Raw genomic sequence first — 20,012 nt, forward strand, 5'->3', positions numbered from 1 at the left:
TATTTTTATTTATTAACTCATCTAACGATTTAGGTATACCAAATTTAACTACTCCCAAATTACTTCCTCTATTATATAAGAAATTTTTTGCAAGCTCATTATTATCTGTACTTCATCTTAAACTTTGCTAGAAGCAAGGAAGTAATTTAACAGTCAGTGAAGGATGTGAGCCCTCCACAATGATTAGATTTTCACTTTTTTATATTTTTTCCGGAATTTTTGACAATCTCTTGAACTGTGCGAAATGTCACATCTGTATTTTACAACCTCTCTTATAGTAAGGGTATGTAAGAGAGACGTATTAAAGGAGTGAACAGTATGAAGAAAAAAACTTCAGCACTAATGAGACGTTTAAAATATTTTTCACCAATAGATCGTTATAACGATAATCATACGCAAGAAACATATGAAGATCGCGAATGGGAGAATGTGTACAGAAAGCGTTGGCAGCACGATAAAGTAATTCGTTCTACACACGGCGTGAACTGTACTGGTTCATGTAGTTGGAATATATATGTGAAAGATGGAATTGTAACTTGGGAAGGACAAGAGCTTAACTATCCGACTACAGGTCCTGATATGCCTGATTTTGAACCGAGAGGATGCCCACGTGGAGCAAGTTTTTCTTGGTACATTTATAGCCCGCTTCGTGTGAAATACCCGTATGTACGTGGTGTTCTTTGGAATATGTGGCAAGAAGAACTGCAAAATAACGAGTCACCATTAGACGCTTGGAAAAGCATTGTGGAAAACCCTGAAAAGGCACGTACGTATAAGCAGGCGCGTGGTAAAGGGGGATTCATTCGTGCGAATTGGGATGAAGTATTACAACTCGTTTCAGCATCTTTACTATACACAGTAATGAAATACGGTCCAGACCGAAATGTTGGTTTCTCACCAATTCCAGCTATGTCGATGTTAAGTCATGCAGCTGGTAGTCGCTTTATGCAACTTATGGGGGGACCGATGCTTAGCTTCTATGATTGGTACGCAGATTTACCACCAGCTTCTCCGCAAATTTGGGGTGATCAAACAGATGTACCAGAAAGTAGTGATTGGTATAACTCTGGTTACATTATGACATGGGGTTCAAATGTACCGATGACGAGAACACCAGATGCTCACTTTTTAGCAGAGGTTCGATATAAAGGAACGAAAGTTGTTTCTGTAAGTCCTGATTTCGCTGAGTCTACAAAGTTTGCGGATGATTGGATTAGTGTGAAACAAGGTACAGACGGTGCACTGGCGATGGCAATGGGTCACGTAATCTTACAAGAATTTTACGTAGATAATCAAGTGGAATACTTCACAAAGTATGCGAAGCAATATACTGATTTTCCTTTCTTCGTCACATTGAAACAAAAAGGGAATCAATTCGTTGCAGATCGTTTCTTAAACGCTTCTGATATTGGACGCGAAACGAAGTTAGGAGAATGGAAACCTGTACTTTGGAACGAGAACACGAATGATTTTGCAACACCTCACGGCACAATGGGGTCACGTTGGGATAACGAAAAGAAATGGAACTTACGTTTAGAAGATGAAGAAACAGGTGAAAAGATTGAACCACGTCTATCTTTACTTGGAATTGAAGAAGCGATTGAAACGGTGCAAATTCCGTACTTCTCTGATGATGGAAACAAAGTATTAGAACGTACAATTCCAGTGAAAAAGGTTATGACAGAAGAAGGCGAAGTATTCGTTACAACTGTATATGACTTAACGTTAGCAAATTACGGTGTGAACCGCGGGCTTGGCGGACAAGAGCCGAAAGACTTCAATGATGATGTACCGTTTACTCCTGCATGGCAAGAGAAAATGACAGGAGTAAAACGTGAGCTTATTATTCAAATAGCTCGTGAGTTCGCACAAAATGCTGTTGATACGAATGGTCGCTCAATGATAATTGTCGGAGCTGGTATTAACCATTGGTTTAACTCTGATACGATTTATCGCGCCGTTTTAAATCTTGTTCTTCTCGTTGGAGCGCAAGGTGTAAACGGCGGTGGTTGGGCGCATTACGTTGGTCAAGAAAAATTACGACCAGCGGAAGGATGGCAAACAATCGCGATGGCAAAAGATTGGCAAGGGCCACCGAAATTACAAAATGGTACATCTTTCTTCTATTTCGTAACAGATCAATGGCGTTATGAAGATACACCAGTTGGTCATTTAGCATCACCAGTAGAAGGCAACTCTCGTTATCAACATCACGGTGATTACAACGTATTAGCGGCACGACTTGGCTGGCTACCTTCGTATCCGACATTCGAGAAAAATGGGATTGAATTATATAAAGAAGCTGTTGCTGCTGGTGCAAAAACGCAAGAAGAAATAGGAAAATACGTTGCGCAAAAACTAAAAGATAAAGAACTGAAATTCACAATTGAAGATCCAGATAATAAAAATAACTTCCCGCGTAACTTATTCGTATGGCGTGCAAACTTAATTTCAAGTTCTGGTAAAGGGCATGAATATTTCTTAAAACATTTGTTAGGTACAACGAACGGCTTAATGAATGACGATAGTGATTCATTACGACCAGAAGAAATAAAGTGGCATGAAGAAGCGCCAGAAGGGAAGCTTGATTTACTCATTAATTTAGATTTCCGTATGGCTGGAACAGCGCTATATTCTGATATTGTTTTACCTGCTTCAACTTGGTACGAAAAGCATGATTTAAGTAGTACAGATATGCATCCATTTGTACATCCATTTAATCCGGCAATCGGTTCACCGTGGGAAGCGCGCTCTGACTGGGATATTTTCACTTCTCTTTCTAAAGCCGTGTCTGATTTAGCGAAGAAAATCGATCTTGAACCAATGAAAGAAGTTGTGGCAACACCACTTCTTCACGATACACCGCAAGAATTAGCGCAACCACTTGGCAAAATTAAAGACTGGAGTAAAGGTGAATGTGAACCAATTCCGGGTAAAACGATGCCACAAATTCATGTTGTCGAAAGAGATTATAAAACGATTTATGACAAAATGACTGCACTAGGACCAAATGCCGGAAAACTACCGATTGGTACGAAAGGGATTTCTTGGTCTGCGGAAAAGGAATATGAGCAATTAAAGAGCCGATTAGGAGTCGTTCGAACAGATTCTATCGCGAAAGGTTGCCCAGATATAAAAGAAGCAATCAATGCAGCTGAAGCGGTATTAACGCTTTCTTCTACAACAAACGGCCATATGGCTGTAAAAGCATGGGAAGCACTTGAAAAACAAACGGATTTAAAATTACGTGATTTAGCAGAAGAACGTGAAGAAGAATGCTTCACATTTGAACAAATTACAGCGCAGCCAAAAACAGTAATTACTTCTCCAGCCTTTACAGGTTCTGAAAAAGGTGGACGCCGTTACTCACCGTTTACAACAAATGTGGAACGTCTTATCCCTTGGAGAACGATAACGGGTCGACAATCTTTCTACTTAGATCATGACATGATGAAAGAATTTGGTGAAACGATGGCAACATTTAAACCAATTCTGCAACATAAACCGTTCCGTAAATCACGGCCTGAAGTAGAAGGAAAAGAGATTACACTAAACTATTTAACGCCTCATAATAAGTGGTCGATTCATAGTATGTATTTCGATTCATTACCGATGTTAACGCTGTTTAGAGGTGGTCCAACTGTTTGGATGAATAAAGAGGACGCTGAAGAAGCTGGCGTTGCGGATAATGATTGGATCGAGTGCTTTAACCGTAACGGTGTTGTTGTAGCGCGTGCTGTTGTAACGCATCGTATACCGAGAGGAATGGCGTTTATGCACCATGCGCAAGATCGTCACATTAACGTACCTGGTACGAAATTAACAAGTAATCGCGGTGGAACACATAATAGCCCAACTCGAATTCACGTAAAACCGACACATATGATTGGTGGATATGGTCAATTAAGTTATGGATTTAACTATTATGGTCCAACTGGGAACCAGCGTGACTTAAACGTTGTAATTCGCAAACTGAAGGAGGTAGATTGGCTTGAAGATTAAAGCACAAGTCGGAATGGTTATGAATCTAGATAAATGCATCGGCTGCCATACTTGTAGCGTAACGTGCAAAAACACCTGGACAAATCGTCCAGGTGCTGAATATATGTACTTCAATAACGTAGAAACGAAACCTGGTATTGGTTATCCAAAGCAATGGGAAGATCAGGAGAAATATAAAGGCGGCTGGGAATTGAAAAATGGTGAAATTCAGCTGAAATCCGGTTCGAAAATGAAGCGCCTTATGAATATTTTCCACAATCCAGATCAACCAACAATTGATGATTACTTTGAACCTTGGAACTATGATTATGAAACGTTAACAAATAGTCCACAGCGTAAGCATCAGCCAGTTGCTCGTCCGAAATCAGCAATTACAGGTGAATTTATCGACAAAATTGAATGGGGTCCAAACTGGGAAGATGATTTAGCTGGTGGGCATATAACAGGATTACAAGATCCGAACGTAAAGAAAATGGAAGAAGAAATTAAAACGGATTTTGAAAATGTCTTTATGATGTATTTACCACGCATATGCGAACATTGTATGAATCCATCTTGTGTATCTTCTTGTCCATCCGGTGCGATGTATAAACGTGAAGAAGATGGGATTGTTCTTGTCGATCAAAATGCATGCCGTGCATGGAGATTCTGTGTATCTTCTTGTCCATATAAAAAAGTGTATTTTAACTGGCAAACGAATAAAGCTGAAAAATGCACAATGTGTTTCCCGCGTATTGAAGCAGGTATGCCAACGATTTGTTCGGAAACATGTGTAGGACGTATTCGATATATTGGGGTAATGCTATATGACGCTGACAAAGTAAAAGAAGCAGCTTCTGTTGAAGATGAAAAAGATTTATATGAATCTCAACTTACTGTTTTCCTAGACCCAAATGATCCAGAAGTAGCAGCTGAAGCGAAAAAACAAGGTATTCCTGAAGAATGGATAAAAGCGGCACAACAGTCACCAATCTATAAAATGATTATCGATTGGAAAATCGCTCTACCTCTTCATCCAGAGTATCGCACCATGCCAATGGTTTGGTATATCCCGCCGCTTAGCCCAATTATGAACATGGTGGAAGGAAAAGGTAGTAACTGGCAAGCAGAAGAGATTTTCCCTGCTATTGATAATATGCGTATTCCAATTCAATATTTAGCGAATTTACTTACTGCAGGAGATGAGTCACATATTCGTCTTACATTGAAAAAAATGGCTGTAATGCGAACGCATATGAGGGCACTTCAAATTAATAAAGAACCAAATGAAGCTGTATTAAAAGAACTCGGTTTAACGAAACAGGATGTAGAAGATATGTATCGTCTTCTTGCTATCGCGAAATATAAAGATCGCTTCGTCATTCCGACCACTCACCGCGAACAAGTTGCAGATTTGTATAACGAACAAGGAAGCTGTGGTTTATCCTTCGCAGGTGGCCCAGGCTCTTGTATGACAATTTCTTAAATAATGGAGGCGGAAACATATGAAACAAAGTTTACAAACTGCTTTTTCATGTTCTTCATTCCTTCTCTCCTACCCAGAAATCGGGTGGAGAGAAGCTTTAACCGAATTACAAGAAGAGATAGAAGCAATTGAGCAGGACGATGTTAAAGCTTCACTTACAGTATTTATAGAACAAGCATTAAATAAAACGAACGATCAATTAATTGATGGCTACGTATATACATTTGATTTTGGCAAAAAGACTAATATGTATTTAACGTATATGAACACCGGTGAACAAAGAGAAAGAGGTATTGAATTACTAGAGTTAAAGCAGCATTATAAAAAATCAGGTTTTAAAGTAACAGATAAAGAGCTACCTGATTATTTACCGCTATTACTAGAGTTTTTTGCAAATGCAAATGAGCAAGACAGTGAACCAATTATGAGTAAATACAAAGAGAACATACAAGCATTACACGTTCAGTTAAAAGAAGCGGGTAGTATGTATGAACCAATTCTTGCGGCTGTTCTACTCGCTATCGATACATGGGGTGTACAGACAAATTAGAAAGGAGAGTTGTCAAAATGATGGATCAATTTCTATGGGTATTGTTTCCCTATATCATTTTTGCAATCTTTATCGGTGGACATATTTTCAGATACAACTATGATCAATTTGGATGGACATCAAAATCTAGTGAACTATTAGAAAAGAAAATGCTACGAATTGGAAGTCTATTATTCCACTTTGGGATTATGTTCGTAATTGGCGGTCATGTTATGGGGATTTTAATTCCAGAAGCTGTATATCGTTCAATAGGTATTTCAGAGCATATGTATCACACAGTGGCAATTAGTTTCGGACTTCCGGCAGGTATTGCTTCTATCATCGGTTTAATTATATTAACGTACCGCCGCGTAACAGTAAAACGTATCATTGCAACGAGTACGAAGGGGGATTATATTGCGCTTATTTTATTACTTATCGTAATGCTAGCAGGGCTTTCTTCAACATTTTTAAACATCGACTCAAAAGGGTTTGATTATCGTACAACGATTGGTCCTTGGTTCCGAAGTCTCTTTATTTTCCAACCGAAAGTTGAGTATATGACGGAAGTACCAGTATGGTTTAAAATTCATATAATTGCAGGTATGGGTCTATTCGCAGTATGGCCATTTACTAGACTAGTACATGTATTTAGTGCCCCAATTAAATACGTAAGCCGTAGTTATGTAATTTACAGAAGACGTATTCCAAATGAATTGAAAAAATAATGTTGTTTTATATGTTTAGTAACTTATAAAGAAAGCCGAGATCTAATTGGAGACCTCGGCTTTCTTTATAAGTATAAGTAATTAAATAAGATGTTAATCAATGCTACAAACAGAAGCAGAGCAATCTTCACAAGCAATTTCACATTTTAAAAACTGTAAATCGTGGATGGTAATCTTTCCTTTATGAATAGAAATTGTACCTTGCTTTTTTAATTCATTTAACATCCGATTCACGCTTTCACGTGAAGTTGCACAGAAATTAGCAAGTTCTTGATTCGTTAAAGGTAAATCGATAAGAATCCCGTTTTCTTTTAACACACCATAACTATTTGTCATTCGAATGAGAGTAGAATACAGGGCACCTTTTTTGCCATGTAATACTAAGTCTCGGAACTTCGTTTGCATTCTTCTTAAATGTTCACTAATCCATTTCATAAATTCAAATACAAGTGCGGGTTTTTGGAGTAATGCTTTTTCTAAGGTTTCACGCTTTATTACTCCTACTTCAACATCTTCAAGGCATTTTGAATTCAATAAATACTTCGCATTGTCCGTGAATAATGTTAATTCTCCAATAATGTCGTATGCCGAACAAATACGGAGTGTTAATTCTTGCCCGTCAGCACTTAGTTTACTAATTTGTACTTTTCCTGAGTGGATGATATAGAGTTCTGTTGCTTCCATACCTTCTTGAAAAATAAAACTCCCCTTTTTAATCTGCATTTTATATTCAACAGATGCAAGTAATTCCTTTAAATCTTGAGATAATGTCATACTGTTTGTCACAGCAATCACCTTTCTTCTTATAAGCAATACATTTCCTATTTTGAGTGTAAATATGCTGAAAATGCAAGAGCTATTTTAAAAATATAGTGAAATTTCAATGACCGTAAGGAGGAGAGACTGAAGATGTGAACAAAATGCGAACAGATTTGTGAAGAATTTTTGAATGGGGAAAGTGATGTGAGAAAAGTCACATTGAATTTGTAGCTTATTTTTTATAATAAAGGCAAATAAAAAATTGAAAGCTTACTAAGGATTGCAGCAGAAAAGAAGGGATATAGATGTACGAGAAAATGAAAGATTCTTTAGAACGGCCACTTCAAGATTTGCGTATTTCAGTTATCGATCGTTGTAATTTTAGGTGCACATATTGTATGCCTGCTGAAGTGTTCGGACCTGATTACGCTTTTTTACAGGAAGAGTTTTTATTAACGTTCGATGAAATAGAAAGATTAGCAAGATTGTTTATAAGTATGGGAGTTGAAAAAATTAGGCTTACTGGCGGTGAACCATTATTACGTAAAGACTTACCGTGGTTAATTGCAAGACTTACAAAGCTAGAAGGCTTAAAAGATATTGGACTCACAACAAACGGAATTCATTTAGCAAAACAAGCTAAGGCGTTAAAAGACGCGGGATTAAAACGTGTAAATATTAGTTTAGATGCGATAGAGGATTACATTTTCCAAAAAATTAATGGGAGAAATGTAAGTACAAAACCTGTATTAAAAGGAATTGAAGCAGCAAAGGCTGCTGGATTAGAAGTAAAGGTAAATATGGTCGTAAAAAAAGGAATGAATGACAGTCAAATCCTTCATATGGCTCGTTATTTTAAAGAACAAGAAATTCAGCTCCGTTTCATTGAGTTTATGGATGTAGGCAGTACGAACGGATGGAATTTTGAACAAGTTATTACGAAGGAACAATTAATAGAGAAGATTAATCGTGTATATCCGATTGAACCTGTTACACCTCGTTACTTTGGAGAAGTTGCGAAATTGTATCGATATGTAGGGAGCGATGCAGAAGTCGGATTTATTACTTCAGTATCAGAGTCATTTTGTTCTTCTTGTACGAGAGCTCGTATTTCGGCAGACGGCAAGTTTTTCACGTGTCTATTTGGAACGAAAGGAACGGATTTGCGAACGCTTCTTCGAGAAAATATTTCGGATGCATCACTATTAAAAATTTTACAACATACATGGCAATATAGAACAGATCGATATTCAGATGAAAGAACGGCGGAAAGTACAAATAAACGTCCAAAAGTTGAAATGTCTTACATTGGCGGATAGTGAAAGGAGGATTCCCTATGCAAGAGCGATATTCAAGGCAAGTATTGTTTTCAGGAATTGGTAAAATGGGTCAAAGAAAAATAAGAGAAAAGCATGTGCTCCTAATCGGTGCGGGTGCACTAGGAGCTGCAAATGCGGAAGTGCTCGTTAGGATGGGAATTGGGAAATTGACAATTGCCGATCGTGACTACGTCGAGTGGAGTAATTTACAGCGGCAACAGTTATATACAGAAGAAGATGCACAGCAGTGTAAACCGAAAGCAATTGCAGCGGCAGAGCATTTAAGAAGGATTAATTCTGAAGTGAAAATTGTACCAGTTGTAACGGATGTAACAATGCAAGAAATAGAAGGGGTAACAAAAGAAGTGGATCTCATCATAGATGCGACTGACAATTTCGATACGCGTTTGCTTATAAATGACATTTCACAAAAAGAAAATATACCTTGGATATACGGTGGATGCATTGGAAGTTATGGTGTAACGTATACAATTCTTCCTGGGAAAACACCATGTTTTCGCTGTCTAATGGATCATCCTATGGGCGGTGCAACATGCGATACAGCCGGAATCATTCAGCCAGCTGTACAGATGGTTGTTGCTCACCAAGTTACAGAGGCGATGAAAATATTGGTGGATGATTATGAGTCGCTAAGAGGTACGATGTTATCATTTGATATTTGGAACAATCAACATCTCTCATTAAAAGTAAATAGACAGAAAAAAAGTACATGTCCTTCTTGTGGAAAATTACGAAAGTATCCAAGTTTAACATTTGAAACGCAGATGAAAACGGAAGTGTTATGCGGACGGAATACAGTTCAAATTCGTTCAGGAATAAAGAGGAATCTTAATTTAAACGAAATTCAAAAACGATTACAAAAAAGTGTACGTGTCAAAAAAACGCCTTACTTACTATCATTTCTGATTGATGAATATCGTTTCGTTTTATTTACAGACGGTAGGGCATTTATTCATGGGACAAATGATGTGAAAATAGCAAAACGATTATACGCAAAATATATAGGATGAAGAGAAAGAGAGTTTCTGCTTATTAAAATGAGGTGAAAAAGAATGTTAGAAAAACGTATACCAATTCCAGTGGCAGAAGCAGTTGCACGTGTAATGGAATATGCCTACCAGGGTGAAATAGAAAAGGTTTCTCTTATAGAAAGCTACGGTAGAACGCTTGGAGAAGATGTTATTGCAGATTATGACGTTCCGCATTTTGATCGCTCTCCATACGACGGGTTTGCAATTCGAGCGGAAGATACAAAAGAAGCAAGTAGCAGTAATCCCATTCAGTTTGAAGTGATTGGTGAAATTGGAGCAGGTTTTGTTTTTACGGAAGAAGTGAAACCATTTCAAGCTGTCCGTATTATGACGGGTGCGGCAATTCCAGCGGGGTGTAATGCTGTTGTTATGTTAGAGCTAACGGAAGGATTTGAAGAAAACAAAAAGACTTATATGAAATTAAAACGCTCTTTCTCTTCGGGGGATAACATTTCTTTTAAAGGAGAAGATGTAAAACAAAATAGCATCCTTGTGAAAAAGGGGACTGTTATTAATCCTGGAGTAGTAGCACTTCTTGCTACGTTTGGTTATAGTTCAGTACATGTTGTAAAACAGCCGGTTATTGGAATTGTAACAACAGGAAGCGAACTGCTCGAATTACATGAACACTTAAAGCCAGGGAAAATTCGAAATAGTAACTTCTATATGATTGCTGCTCAAATTGAACGAGCGGGCGGAGTTGTACAGTATTATGGCCAAATCGCTGACGATTTAGAGACGTGTTATAACACTGTAAAAAAAGCGATAAAAGAAGTTGATATTTTAATTACGACTGGTGGCGTTTCGGTAGGAGACTATGACTATTTACCTGCTATTTATCTGAGATTGCAAGCCAATGTACTTTTCAACAAAATAGCGATGCGACCAGGAAGTGTGACAACTGTAGCTGAGGTAGAAGGAAAACTACTATTTGGTCTATCTGGTAATCCTTCTGCTTGTTATGTCGGATGTGAATTATTTGTTCGACCAGTCATTGGAACATACTTGCATAAGAAAAATGCGCACGTATTTCGTACAGAGGCAATTTTACAGAAAGACTTTCCGAAAGCAAACCCATTTACTCGTTTTGTAAGAGGGAAAGTAGAAATTGTAGATGGCCAATTGCAAGCAACACCAGTTGGTTTAGATAAATCTAGTGCAATTTCTTCACTTGCAGAGGCAAATGCATGTATCGTCCTGCCGGGAGGAACGAGAGGGTTTGAAGCAGGAATAACTGTTTCGGTACTGTTATTAGAATCAATTGCCGGGAGTGAGTGGCCATGGGAAGAACCGCTTAGATCATACAAATAATAGAAAAATAGATTGCTAACTTATATAAAGATAAGAGGTGCAAGATGACACATACGTATTATGAAGTAATTGATACACCTATTTCAATTGAAGAAGTTACAAACAAAGTAATTCGTCGTGAGTGTGGTGCAGTTACTACTTTCATTGGTACTGTTAGAGGATTTACGAAAGGCCGTCGTACGCTATATTTAGAGTATGTAGCATATAAAACAATGGCAGAAAGACAGCTTGAGAAAATTGGTACCGAAGTAGGAGAGAAGTGGCCTGGGACATATGTCGCCATTACACATCGCATTGGTACTTTACAAATCTCTGATCTTGCTGTTGTCGTCGCTGTTTCTACACCACACCGGAAAGCTGCCTATGAGGCGAATGAATATATTATGGAGCGTATAAAACAAATTGTTCCCATTTGGAAGAAAGAGTTCTGGGAAGATGGTGAATCATGGATAGGTGATCAGTTAGAGAAGGTAGCATATGAGAATGGTGAGCCTGCAAAGGAGATGAGAATATGATTGAAGTACTATTATTTGCACATTTACAAGAAGAAGTAAGTAAGCCAGCATTACACATAGATTTTGAAAATATTACGGTTGCTGAACTAAAGGAAGTGCTTATTAAGAAATACAACGTAGCGATTTCAAGTGAGATAATGATCGCTATCAATGAAGAGTATGCAAATGAGGATGACATCATTCAAACTGGCGATGTCGTAGCAATGATTCCGCCAGTAAGTGGTGGTTGATTCTTCTCAGCCTAATCATGTTAGGACGTGATTAGGCTGGAGGGAATGAATATAACTATGCATACATAGGAGGGAACAGGATGAAAAGTCCTAATTTTCAATTAAGTCTACAAACTTCTAATCTAGTAATTGGTTTTATGGTATGGGTCATTTTATCATCATTAATGCCTTATATTAAAGTGGATATTCCATTAACTGCGGGACAAATTTCTATGGTAACGGCAGTACCGGTTATTTTAGGTTCTGTTCTTCGTATTCCAATTGGATATTGGACAAATCGTTTCGGAGCAAGAAAATTATTCTTTATTAGTTTTATTTTATTATTATTTCCTGTCTTTTATATTAGTGTTGCTAATTCAATGATGGATTTAATTATTGGTGGATTATTTGTCGGAATCGGTGGCGCTGTATTCTCTGTAGGCGTAACTTCTTTACCGAAATACTTTCCGAAAGAGAGTCACGGTTTTGTAAATGGTATTTACGGTGTCGGTAACGCCGGAACAGCAATTACTTCGTTCTTAGCACCTGTCATTGCAACTTCAGTTGGCTGGAGAACAACGGTACAGTGTTATTTAGTTTTACTTGCAGCGTTTGCACTTATGAACTTTTTATTAGGCGATCGTAAGGAGAAAAAGGTGAATACACCATTAATGGAACAAATAAAAGGTGTATACAAGAATGAAAAACTTTGGTTTCTATGTATCTTTTACTTTTTAACATTCGGATCATTTGTTGCATTTACAGTATACTTACCAAACTTTTTAGTATCTCACTTCGGATTAGAAAAAGTAGATGCAGGTATGCGGACAGCTGGATTCATTGTACTCGCAACAATGATGCGTCCGATTGGCGGTTGGCTTGGTGATAAATTTAACCCATTTAAAATATTAATCTTCGTATTTATCGGTTTAACACTTTCAGGTATTATTTTATCATTTATGCCTAGTATGAACGTGTATACATTTGGTTGCTTACTAGTCGCATTTTGTGCAGGTATTGGTAATGGTACAATCTTCAAACTCGTTCCAATGTACTTCTCAGAACAAGCTGGTATTGTAAATGGACTCGTTTCAGCATTAGGCGGACTAGGAGGGTTCTTCCCGCCGCTAATTTTAACATTATTATTCCAACTAACAGGTCATTATGCAATTGGATTTATGGCATTATCAGAAGTCGCACTTGCTTGTTTAATCATTACAGTGTGGATGTATAGTCAAGAAAAACTGTTAGTGATGTTAAAGAATCATTAATAAAGAAAAAGAACCATCCTAAAGTAATCTAGGATGGTTCTTTTAGTAATAGACTTCGACATGTTTTATTGCTATCTTTTTTAGGGCCAGATTTTTTGGTAAGGCTAATGGATATTGTGAAAAAGTACACTTAAAATAAAGAATACAGTTTAGGTCGATAAGATAAAATTATGAATTTGTATAAATAATCCATAATTTTCTTTATGAGTCATGTTTGATATGTTAAAGAAAAGAGAGGGGAGGGAAATGAAATGAGAATTTTTGATGCACATTTTCATATTATTGATTTTAATTTTCCGATCATTGAGAACCAAGGATATTTTCCACCCAACTTTGTTGTAGAAGATTATCAGAATAAAACTCCTAATTTGAATGTAATTGGTGGAGCGATCGTATCTGGTTCTTTCCAAGGGTTTGATCAAGACTATTTATTAAAGGCACTAAAACAGTTGGGTTCAACATTTTGTGGCGTAACACAATTACCTTTTACAGTGACGGATGAAGAAATACTAAATTTAAATGAAAATGGGATAAAAGCATTACGATTTAATATTAAAAGAGGTGGTTCAGAAGATTTATCGAAGCTGGATTACTTTGCTAGAAGAGTTCATGATTTAGTAGGATGGCATAGTGAGCTTTATATGGATGCAAAAGAGTTACCCGAAATTGCATCGACTATAGAAAAATTACCAGCTATATCAATTGACCATTTAGGGTTATCAGAAGAAGGTTTACCACATTTATTAAAACTAGTTGATAAAGGGGTACATGTGAAAGCTACTGGTTTTGGTCGTGTCGAATTAGATGTTGAGAATGCCTTAAAGTCGATTTATGAAGTTAACCCAGATGCACTTATGTTTGGAACAGATTTACCATCTACAAGAGCGAAAAGACCTTTTGAGTATGGAGATATCAAATTGATTCACCAGCTATTTGATGAACAAGCTACCGATAACATCTTGTATACGAATGCTTTTAAATGGTATTTTGGGTAGCATCAGGGGCTACATTTGAATTAAATGTGTCCATATTTAGTAAAGCGTTTAATCCAACTAAAATATATTTAGAATGAGGTTTTAAATGTTTGTTTTTATTATATTAGACGTAATATTACCAATATTAATATTGATGTTAATTGGTGCAATCTTACAAAGAAAGTTCCAATTTAACTTAAAGCAGCTATCTACACTTATTACTTATTGCTTGATGCCAGCGGCTGTATTTGTGAATATATATGATATTAGTATAGAAACAGGTTTGTTGCTCCAGATAATATACTATTTAATGCTTTACAGTCTGAGTGTGATGATAGTAAGTCATTTCATCTCAAAAACATTAAAATTAGAAAAAGGAGAAAGTGCAGCTCTAAAAAATAGTATTTCGTTAATGAATTCCGGTAATTATGGATTACCAGTAAGTCAATTGATTTTCAGTCACAATCCAGTGGGGGTTTCCATTCAAATTTTTATTGTTATTTTTCAGAATCTTTTAACTTATTCGTATGGGATATATAACTTACTATCAGCAACAAAAACTATCGGAAGTATTATTCAATCATTTCTAAGAATGCCTGTATTTCATGCACTCATATTAGGGGTTCTCTTTCAATCTTTTACAATTCAAATACCTAATTCTATCTTTCTACCTCTTAATCAGCTTGCGAATAGTTTTGTTGCAATAGCACTCATATTGCTAGGAGCGCAATTATCCAACATTAAGCTTAATTTTTTCCATCGAGTCATAACATGGGCTTTAATTGGAAGGTTATTGATGGGACCATTATTAGCACTTGCCATGATCTACCTATTAAACATTGATGGTATTGTTGCACAATCATTATTTATTGCAAGTTCTTTTCCTACTTCAAGAAATACATCAACCATTGCTATGGAGTATCAAATAGAGCCAGAATTACATGCACAAATCGTTTTATTTTCAACACTTTTCAGCATTATTACAGTAACCGTTGTTATTTATTTGTCATATATTTTGTTTTGAATATACGTTTAAAACAAAATAGATTTGAGGCGGTAAATGATGGACGGAAATCCCATCGATATGAGAGGAAAACAGCCTTTGATATATTAGGTGTCGTTTACAATTGTAGCATGCCTCATAATCAAGCGGCTTAATTCAAGGCTGTTTTCGTATTAATTGTTGCTTCTTTGGACAAAATGTATAATAGATAAATATAAACTGTTCGAAGGAGTTTTTTATATGAATGACATCTTAAGAGACATAGCGAAATTATCGAAAAAAGAACATGAAAAAGTATTTTACTCTTTAAAAGGTAAACTATATCCTGATTAAGCAAGACCGCTAGAATCTACCTATGAAGACATCCGTGAATCACGTTTTAAAGATGGTTTAGGTTGTGTTCATTGTGGTAGTAAATCGGTGAAACGGAATGGTAAATATCGCTCTCGTCAAAGATATCTTTGTCATGATTGTGGAAAGTCTTTCAATGATACAACTGGAAGTCCAATTGCAAGAACACGATATCCTCAGTTATGGATGAAGTACCTAAAAATGATGGTTGAAGGTTGTACCCTTCCTCAAATTGCTGAGGAACTTGGCATCCATCTTTCTACATGTTTTTATTGGAGACATAAGGTTTTATTTGCCTTGCGTTCAAATGGATTTAATCAACTCCCAGGGATTATTGAGAGCGATGAAACATTCTTCTTAGAAAGTGAAAAAGGAAAGAAAAATATCAATCATAGAGAACCGCGTGAACGTGGTGGTGTTGCTTCTAAAAGAGGGATTAGTAATGAGCAAATATGTGTTATTGTTGCCAAAGATAGACAAGGCAACTTAGTTTCACGTTATGCTGGACGAGGACGTATTACTCATGCAGAAATCGAACAATCATTAGGAGAGTACATTGACTCTTCTGCTTTGTTATGTACTGATTCAGCAAAGAACTATATTGCTTTTGCAAAATCAAAAGGACTACAACATGAAGTAGTCAATATGAATAAAAAGCAATATGTTAACAAAGGGCTGTATCATGTTCAACATGTTAACAATTACCATAAACGTTTAAAAGATTTGGATGGAACGATTCCAAGGCGTTGCCACAAAGTATTTGGATAACTACCTATACTGGCATCGTTTCTTAGAGATGATTAAAAATCTTCATAAGAAAGATTCAACGATTACTTTACTATTACATGCTTGTAATATCCCTACGCATTTAACCATTGAAAAAATGAAAAAAGATTGTTTTTAAGTATAGGCAATTAATTCAACAAAATGACAAGAAAGTTGAATTAACTAGTATTATAAATAGAGTATTAGGAGGTGTGAATTTGAATTTAATATTCAGAGAAAATGATAATAAGGCTAATATAACTTTTTATAATGGGATTTCATTAGAACAAATTAAGGACATCGATAAAAGATGGAATGAGATTTTTTCTATTGTTCATAAGGAAGTATTTAAATATATTAATGATGATAACTTGTGTTTTGACGAAAATGAAAATTCAGAGTTATTTCCAATACGTAAAAAATTAACGGGGAATTACTATATCGATGCAATTTCTTATTCGAAACAAGTTAGTCCTATTGGTATTCAGATTATGATTACAACAAGATTTACAGAGCATTGTTTAACAGGTGAAGATGATTATTTGGGATTAGATGTGACATTATTTACAAAGTCTAAAAATGATATTTTTGAGGTATGGGGTATCGACAGCTATTCAATTTAGCAATAGTGAAAAGACACTCTAAAAGTGTCTTTTCAAATAGTTTAATAGCCACAATACTTACGAAAACAGCCTAATTCAAAAAAGAAACCGAAACAAAAAGAACAAACGCTTCTAAAAAACGTTTGTCCAAAGGTAATTACTATTTTAGCTAAGAAATAGATTATTATTTGTGAGTACGAGAAAGCTTTTTTATAAGTTTAGGAAATATAGATGTTAGTTCCTGCTTCATACGCTTTGTAAACGATGGATCTTTACCTGAAGTTGAAATCGTTACAACATATTCACCATTTCGTATGACACCTGGTGTGTGAAACGATGATTCTGTACCATCACTTACAACGTTAACCCATTGAAAGTCATGGGCAGCTTGTTTGACCATCATATTTACATCATGTTGATTTGTAGCTGCATAAATAAGGTGAGCATCTTTAATATCATCATTACTAAAAGTTTTTTGCTTCCAAGTAATAAAAGGAAGTTCCTTCATTTCTTCGCAAATTTCTGGGCTGATAACGGTGATAAAAGCGTCTGTATTTTTTAATCCAGACGCTTTTCGATATGCAATTTTACCTCCACCAATAATTACGACAACTTTTTTATTTAAATTAAGCATGAGAGGGTACATGTTATACATACACACATTCCTCCATTCGTTCTAATAATGTTAGCTTCATATATGTATCAAATTGTAGACAGTTACAAGTCGTAACGTAATCATATTTTTTCGTATGCAACTTAATTTTTTGAAGCAACAGTCCGGTAAAGAGAAGATACGGCATGACGTATACATGGGGCGCAGTTGATGTTATCTTCTTGAGCTCAGCAGTAAAAGAGGGCGTTCCTTTCGTTAAAAAGGAGCACGCTACTGGCATACCGAGTTTTCGTTCGACAGCTGCTCCGACTTGTTGTAACTCACGTATCGGCTGTGGGTCACTACTGCCTCGTCCTACGAGTAAAATACTACTACCTTGCATTGGCATCGTTTCACGTATTCTTTTTACTACAAGTTCCACCATATGTGGATGCGTACTAAAAGGAGGTACAACTGAAAATGTGATTTGTCGATATTTCTTTTGTAGTTGCTCTATTTCAAAAGGAATATCACGTTTATAGTGAGCTGCTGCAAATAATAAGACAGGTACAATCATTATTTCAGTTGCGCCCTCTAGTATCGTTTCTGTAACGGCATCCGAAATAGTAGGTGTTGTTAGTTCTAGAAAAGCTATTTTTTGAATCCGTTCGTTACGTTCTTTCATAACAGATTGGATAAAGTGAATGAATTGTTCATTACCTTCTTGCAGGCGACTCCCGTGTCCCACATATACAATTCCTTTCATCGCAGCACCAAATCTTTCTTCATAATCATGTTTTGTAATTGCTCATCTACATGATGAAAACCGACTTTATTCGCATAGTGTAAAGTTGGAACGTCGGTATATGAGAAGGGGAGAGTAAGAATATCGATAAAGTCAAGTCGTTTTATTTCTGATAAAAATGCATCAATTGAGGCACGCCCTTCAAACACAATGCTATCCCATGAGAATTCAGAAAGCATACGAGTATGGATTTCATCGAAGCGATGATCAATTGTATACTCATGAGTCAACATATAAGAACCGGCACCAATTTTCTCTTGTATAAAAGCAATTCGATTAATATTTCTTCCTAAATACACAGTTGTATCGGTTGAGAACTCTGCTTGTTTACTTAGTAACCCATACTGCATAAGTTTTTCTTGAGTTGCAACGTTCATATATTGCAGTTTCGCCTGTAAGGAACGAATATCTTTCTGATGTTTACTACATGATCTCATCAATATTTCTACGCTTTCAGCTGAACAAAAAACAAGTCGATTAACGTTAAAAATTTTATTGATTTGTTCAAATGTTAATGTGTATTCTTCCTTTTTAAAAGTTGGAATTTGATATATTTCTGCACCGGCTTCTTGTAACTTTTGCACCATTGAACTTGTTTTATTTGTTGCGGATGCAAATAAAACCTTTTTACCATGTAATGGTTTACGTTCTTTCCAAGCGATGTGATCTCGTAAGGAAACGACATCACCAACAATTGTCATGGATGGATTAGAAATATTTTCGTTTTTGACGATAGGAACAATAGTTGAAAGTGTTCCTGTGACAACGCGCTGTTTACCTGTCGTACCCCATTCGATGACTGCTATTGGTGTATCTTCTTTTTTTCCTGCTTGTAGTAAGTTTTCACAAATTGTAGGTAAGTTTTTTATACCCATGTAGTAGGCGATTGTATCGCTATTGTGGGATGAATTATATTTTCCATGATCGGTTAAAGGACCTTTCGCATGCCCAGTTAATAAAGTGACGCTATTACTGTAGTTGCGGTGGGTAAGGGGGATGCCAGCATAGCTACTAGCGGCGATGCTAGATGTAATGCCTGGTACAATTTCATATGGAATATTCGCAGATGCTAAAGTTTCTGCTTCTTCACCAACACGGCCAAAAATAGATGGATCTCCGCCCTTTAAGCGGACTACGATTTTTCCTTCTTTCGCAAATTGAAGGAGGTGGGCGTTAATCATTTCTTGTCGCATAATATGATTCTTTGGCATTTTTCCGCAATAAATAAGTTCACAAGTTTCTTTTGTATAACTAAGAAAGAAAGGGTTTAATAAACGGTCATATAAAACGATATCTGCACGCTTTAAACAATCTATCGCTTTCTTTGTAATAAGCCCTTCATCACCTGGTCCTGCACCAACTAAATATACATATCCGTTCATAATTGCACCTCATCTATTTTTATTTAAAAGGAAGCCAGAGGAGGCTTCCTTTCGTAAATTACATGTATAAATAAATGTCACCATCAATAACTTCTACTTCGTATGTTTGAATACAGCCGTCATCAGGTTTTTGAACTTCACCTGTTATTAATGAGATTTTCCAATCATGCAGCGGACAAAAGACGAATTCGCCAGACACAATTCCTTCTGCTAACGGTCCATTTTTATGAGGACAACGATTTTCTACAGCTCGAATATCACCATTTGAAAGGCGGAATAGGGCGATAGACATACCTTTCATTTGCACTTCTTTACCGATTTGAATAGGAAGGTCTTCCGCACGCATAACTTTTATTTTTTCTTTCGTTTGTATCATAT

At 36.4% G+C, this 20,012-nt stretch carries 18 protein-coding genes and 1 pseudogene; 14 read left to right on the forward strand and 5 right to left on the reverse strand.

The window, feature by feature from the left end; all coding sequences use genetic code 11:
- Nucleotides 1-318: 318 nt before the first annotated feature.
- From FS742_RS03030 to narI, 4 genes are read left to right on the forward strand one after another with little or no spacing between them, the layout of a single operon-like run.
- On the forward strand, nucleotides 319-4,002 hold the full coding sequence (locus FS742_RS03030) for a nitrate reductase subunit alpha (protein ID WP_144611149.1): 3,684 nt from the start codon (nucleotides 319-321) through the stop codon (nucleotides 4,000-4,002).
- The gene (gene narH, locus FS742_RS03035; protein WP_144611150.1) at nucleotides 3,992-5,467 is read left to right on the forward strand and encodes a nitrate reductase subunit beta; all 1,476 of its coding nucleotides are present in this window, start codon (nucleotides 3,992-3,994) and stop codon (nucleotides 5,465-5,467) included. The genes FS742_RS03030 and narH overlap by 11 nt, the downstream gene beginning before the upstream one ends.
- Before the next feature lie 19 nt (nucleotides 5,468-5,486).
- Nucleotides 5,487-6,017, forward strand: coding sequence for a nitrate reductase molybdenum cofactor assembly chaperone (gene narJ, locus FS742_RS03040; RefSeq protein ID WP_144611151.1), 531 nt, complete (start codon nucleotides 5,487-5,489; stop codon nucleotides 6,015-6,017).
- A gap of 17 nt (nucleotides 6,018-6,034) precedes the next feature.
- A complete protein-coding gene (gene narI / locus FS742_RS03045) occupies nucleotides 6,035-6,724 on the forward strand; it encodes a respiratory nitrate reductase subunit gamma (protein WP_144611152.1) in 690 nt (229 codons plus the stop codon).
- A 93-nt stretch (nucleotides 6,725-6,817) separates the two neighbouring features.
- On the opposite strand, the gene FS742_RS03050 is transcribed toward narI, so the two are convergent.
- On the reverse strand, nucleotides 6,818-7,510 hold the full coding sequence (locus tag FS742_RS03050) for a Crp/Fnr family transcriptional regulator (RefSeq protein WP_097841415.1): 693 nt from the start codon (nucleotides 7,508-7,510) through the stop codon (nucleotides 6,818-6,820).
- Nucleotides 7,511-7,788: 278 nt separating this feature from the next.
- On the opposite strand from FS742_RS03050, the gene moaA reads away from it, so the two are divergent.
- The 10 genes and pseudogenes from moaA (at nucleotide 7,789) to FS742_RS03100 (ending at nucleotide 16,876) form a co-directional block, all read left to right on the forward strand.
- On the forward strand, nucleotides 7,789-8,802 hold the full coding sequence (gene moaA / locus FS742_RS03055; RefSeq protein ID WP_144611153.1) for a GTP 3',8-cyclase MoaA: 1,014 nt from the start codon (nucleotides 7,789-7,791) through the stop codon (nucleotides 8,800-8,802).
- A gap of 17 nt (nucleotides 8,803-8,819) precedes the next feature.
- The gene (locus tag FS742_RS03060; protein WP_144611154.1) at nucleotides 8,820-9,833 is read left to right on the forward strand and encodes a molybdopterin-synthase adenylyltransferase MoeB; all 1,014 of its coding nucleotides are present in this window, start codon (nucleotides 8,820-8,822) and stop codon (nucleotides 9,831-9,833) included.
- A 42-nt stretch (nucleotides 9,834-9,875) separates the two neighbouring features.
- The gene (locus tag FS742_RS03065) at nucleotides 9,876-11,165 is read left to right on the forward strand and encodes a molybdopterin molybdotransferase MoeA (protein WP_144611155.1); all 1,290 of its coding nucleotides are present in this window, start codon (nucleotides 9,876-9,878) and stop codon (nucleotides 11,163-11,165) included.
- A gap of 44 nt (nucleotides 11,166-11,209) precedes the next feature.
- Entirely contained in the window at nucleotides 11,210-11,680 is a 471-nt protein-coding gene (locus FS742_RS03070; protein WP_144611156.1) for a molybdenum cofactor biosynthesis protein MoaE, read from the forward strand.
- The gene (gene moaD, locus FS742_RS03075) at nucleotides 11,677-11,910 is read left to right on the forward strand and encodes a molybdopterin converting factor subunit 1 (protein ID WP_144611157.1); all 234 of its coding nucleotides are present in this window, start codon (nucleotides 11,677-11,679) and stop codon (nucleotides 11,908-11,910) included. The genes FS742_RS03070 and moaD overlap by 4 nt, the downstream gene beginning before the upstream one ends.
- Before the next feature lie 80 nt (nucleotides 11,911-11,990).
- Nucleotides 11,991-13,160 carry a nitrate transporter NarK gene (gene narK / locus FS742_RS03080; protein ID WP_087959667.1) on the forward strand — a complete coding sequence of 390 codons (1,170 nt, stop codon included), beginning with the start codon at nucleotides 11,991-11,993 and terminating at the stop codon, nucleotides 13,158-13,160.
- Nucleotides 13,161-13,411: 251 nt separating this feature from the next.
- A complete protein-coding gene (locus FS742_RS03085; protein WP_144611158.1) occupies nucleotides 13,412-14,155 on the forward strand; it encodes an amidohydrolase family protein in 744 nt (247 codons plus the stop codon).
- 85 nt (nucleotides 14,156-14,240) lie between these two features.
- Nucleotides 14,241-15,158, forward strand: coding sequence for an AEC family transporter (locus FS742_RS03090; RefSeq protein ID WP_144611159.1), 918 nt, complete (start codon nucleotides 14,241-14,243; stop codon nucleotides 15,156-15,158).
- Nucleotides 15,159-15,377: 219 nt separating this feature from the next.
- Nucleotides 15,378-16,392, forward strand: a pseudogene (locus tag FS742_RS03095) (IS1595 family transposase).
- A gap of 79 nt (nucleotides 16,393-16,471) precedes the next feature.
- A complete protein-coding gene (locus tag FS742_RS03100) occupies nucleotides 16,472-16,876 on the forward strand; it encodes a hypothetical protein (protein WP_144611160.1) in 405 nt (134 codons plus the stop codon).
- Between the two features lie 163 nt (nucleotides 16,877-17,039).
- Here FS742_RS03100 and FS742_RS03105 read toward each other — a convergent pair whose 3' ends face one another.
- From FS742_RS03105 to nirD, 4 genes are read right to left on the reverse strand one after another with little or no spacing between them, the layout of a single operon-like run.
- Nucleotides 17,040-17,510 carry a precorrin-2 dehydrogenase gene (locus FS742_RS03105; RefSeq protein WP_144611161.1) on the reverse strand — a complete coding sequence of 157 codons (471 nt, stop codon included), beginning with the start codon at nucleotides 17,508-17,510 and terminating at the stop codon, nucleotides 17,040-17,042.
- A complete protein-coding gene (locus FS742_RS03110) occupies nucleotides 17,503-18,213 on the reverse strand; it encodes a sirohydrochlorin chelatase (protein WP_144611162.1) in 711 nt (236 codons plus the stop codon). Before FS742_RS03110 ends, FS742_RS03105 begins: the two co-directional genes overlap by 8 nt.
- Nucleotides 18,210-19,634: a uroporphyrin-III C-methyltransferase gene (locus FS742_RS03115; RefSeq protein WP_144611163.1), complete on the reverse strand. Its 1,425-nt coding sequence runs from the start codon at nucleotides 19,632-19,634 to the stop codon at nucleotides 18,210-18,212. Before FS742_RS03115 ends, FS742_RS03110 begins: the two co-directional genes overlap by 4 nt.
- Before the next feature lie 58 nt (nucleotides 19,635-19,692).
- Nucleotides 19,693-20,010 (reverse strand): nitrite reductase small subunit NirD, encoded by a 318-nt coding sequence (gene nirD, locus FS742_RS03120; RefSeq protein WP_087959673.1) that lies wholly within the window; start codon nucleotides 20,008-20,010, stop codon nucleotides 19,693-19,695.
- Nucleotides 20,011-20,012: the final 2 nt, after the last annotated feature.

Origin of the sequence: Bacillus cereus, from assembly GCF_007678085.1 — a bacterium.
GTDB classification, from domain to species: domain Bacteria; phylum Bacillota; class Bacilli; order Bacillales; family Bacillaceae_G; genus Bacillus_A; species Bacillus_A cereus_BE.